Source organism: Streptomyces sp. CB01580 (genome assembly GCF_001905795.1).
Taxonomy (GTDB): Bacteria; Actinomycetota; Actinomycetes; order Streptomycetales; family Streptomycetaceae; genus Streptomyces.
The window spans coordinates 1-1,907 of sequence record NZ_LIXJ01000081.1 but is presented as its reverse complement, the minus strand read 5'-3'; the positions used below and the strand labels follow the sequence as shown (position 1 = coordinate 1,907).

General features: G+C 72.9%; 1 protein-coding gene and 1 pseudogene. Both read right to left on the bottom strand.

All coding sequences use genetic code 11. The features are described 5' to 3' along the window. Positions 1-279, bottom strand: a pseudogene (locus AMK22_RS37180) (acetyl-CoA C-acyltransferase); the annotation flags it as partial. Positions 280-615: 336 nt separating this feature from the next. After that, positions 616-1,710, bottom strand: coding sequence for an SGNH/GDSL hydrolase family protein (locus tag AMK22_RS37175; RefSeq protein ID WP_242434331.1), 1,095 nt, complete (start codon positions 1,708-1,710; stop codon positions 616-618). Positions 1,711-1,907 lie beyond the last annotated feature (197 nt).

Below are 1,907 nucleotides of genomic sequence, written 5' to 3'. Positions count from 1 at the left end.
GGAAGACGAGCAGTACCGGGTGATCGTGCAGCCGGGGAGGTGGTCCATGCCCATCTGCACGGCGACGATCCGGCCCAGGTTGTTGCCCTGCTCGCCGCCGGGGAGGCCGCAGCCGAGCATCAGGTCGTCGATGTCCTTCGGATCCAGCTCGGGAACCCGGTCCAGCGCGGTCCGGATGATCGTGGCGGTCAGGTCGTCCGCGCGCAGGTCCTTCAGCGAACCCTTGAAGGCCCGGCCGATGGGGGAACGGACGGCAGAGACGATCACGGCTTCGGGCATCACGCGGCTCCATGAGGGCTGGAAGGCGGGTTCGGGCAGGTGCTGACTTGGAAGTTACCTGTACGTAGATGCTGGGTCATCGGGCAGCGCATGTGACGCCGACCTCTTTTCTAAGCGCTCGCTCAGTCCGGGGCCCGGTCGTTTCCCGTCGCCCGTCCGACAGGCCGCCGGGCCGTCCTGTCCGGCCGCACCCGACCCCGTCGTACGGCCCCGGCCGGTTGCCGACCCGAGTCGTTCGGTCGGTCGCCGCCCCGGGCCGTCCGGCCGGCCGTCGAGCCGTCGCGCCCGGTCGGTCGCCGACTCGCTCGGGCCGGTCCGCCGTGCTGCGGGCCGCCGTCAATGGGCACGGAGGTCCCGCGACGACCTTCTCCGTTCCTTCTCCTTTCGCGGCTTCCCGTGCGCCTCGGCCTCCTCCTCCGTGGGGGCCGCCCTTTGCAGTGCCGTCTCCCCGCTCGTTCCCGGGCGCGGGTGGGGCTCCGTCGCGGTGGGCAGGCGCCGCCGCCTGCGGTGCTTGAGCAGGGCCCATGGAGCCCGGGCCCCGGTGACCTCGGTACCGGCCTCCTTGGCCGCCTGGGAGGCCGCCTTCGCCACCGGCAGCATGTCCTCGCGCCGGTCCCCGTCCAGCCGGTCGGAGTCCGGCCACAGACCCAGCGCCGCGCAGAGCGTCGGCAGCACCGCCATCGCCGCTGTGGCGTACCCCTCCGCCGACGGGTGGTAGTTGTCCGGGCCGAACAGCTCCCGGGGGTTCGCCTCGAACTCCGGCCCCAGCAGGTCGCCCAGCGACACCGTGCGCCCGCCCTGTTCCACCGCGCCGATCGTCTGGGCCGCCGCCAGCTGCCGGCTCACCCGGCGGGCCAGCCAGCGCAGCGGCTGGTAGACCGGCTCGATCGTGCCGAGATCCGGGCACGTGCCGACCACCACCTCCGCGCCCGCCGTACGCAGTCTGCGCACCGCCGTGGTCAGGCAGCGCACCGACTGCGTGGCGGGGATGCGGTGCGTCACGTCGTTCGCGCCGATCATGATCACGCAGACGTCGGGCACGGCGCACGGATCGGCCAGCAGCGACGAGACCTGCCGCTCCAGATCGTCCGAGCGGGCACCCGGCTGCGCCACGTTGCGCAGGTCCACCGGCCGCTCGGACACCGCCGCGAGCCCCGAGGCGAGCAGTGCCCCCGGCGTCTGACCGGTCCGGCGCACCCCCTGTCCGGCGGCCGTGGAGTCGCCCAGCAACCCCAGCCGCAGCGGTTCGGCAGGACCGGCGAACGCCGCTCCGTACCGTCCGTCCGCGCTCGGCGGAACCGGTGCGATGCCGCCGCCCACATGCCGTTTCGCCAGCTGGACCTCCGCCAGCAGGACACCTACCGTCGCCGCACCGAGCAGCCCGATGCTGCCGCCTCCGTAGGCCGCGCCCGCCGCGATCCGCCGTGCCACTCGTGCTCTCGACACAGTCCGGTCCACCTCTCGTCGCCGTACCGCCGTACGTACATCTCATTGCCCCGCGGCGGCCGTCGCTCAATCACTCCGTCCGTTCTCCCGCCCGTTCCCCCGCCCGTTCTCCCACCTGTGCGCATACGCTTGCCGCACCCCATACGGAGACCCCGGAGTAGACGGTGCAATTCCACGATTCG